Origin of the sequence: Pseudomonas agarici, from assembly GCF_001543125.1 — a bacterium.
In the GTDB taxonomy this organism is placed as follows: domain Bacteria; phylum Pseudomonadota; class Gammaproteobacteria; order Pseudomonadales; family Pseudomonadaceae; genus Aquipseudomonas; species Aquipseudomonas agarici.
The window spans coordinates 4,595,062-4,595,632 of sequence record NZ_CP014135.1; the positions used below are offsets into that span (position 1 = coordinate 4,595,062).

The window sequence follows — 571 nt, forward strand, 5'->3', positions numbered from 1 at the left end:
CACCCGGTGGTGATAGCTGCGAATGGTGACGCGCTGTTCCACCACCCGGTGGCTCGCTTGCAGTTGCCACACCCGATCCTGCTCGCTGTTGCTCAGTCCGGCGGGCGGGCGGTAGGCCAGCTCGACGTAGAATTGGTAGTGGCGTTGGTCGTCGTGGAATTCCACCACGTCGATGTTCAGGCGTTCGTCGTAGGTGAAGCGGTACCAGATGCCGACCTCGGCCAGCAGGCGGGAAATAAAGGCCAGATCGCTTTCGCCGTACTGCATGACCTGTTCGCGCTTGGGGTAGTCGCGGGCCAGGTTGAAGAAAAAGTCCTGGCCTCGGAAGTCGTGGCGGCTGCGCAGGATGCTTTCGACGATTTCCGGCACCGATTGGTGCTGGTAGAGGCGAAATTGCTGGCCTCGGCCCAGCAGCGCCAGGTGCGGTTCCAGGGTGATGTCGTAGCGGGCTTCATCGACGGAGCCGGACAGGCGCTTGAAGCCGGTGATCACGCCGTGCAAGCTGCGTAACGGCTTGACCGGTGGCACGCTCAGCCCCAGGTACGGCCACTTACGCGGCGCGCTATGCAGG

At 63.2% G+C, this 571-nt stretch carries 1 protein-coding gene; it reads right to left on the reverse strand.

Translation table 11 applies throughout. The features are described from left to right. Positions 1–571, reverse strand: a 571-nt coding sequence (gene vgrG, locus AWM79_RS26185; RefSeq protein ID WP_156430182.1) for a type VI secretion system tip protein VgrG, incomplete at both ends; no start/stop codon positions are given.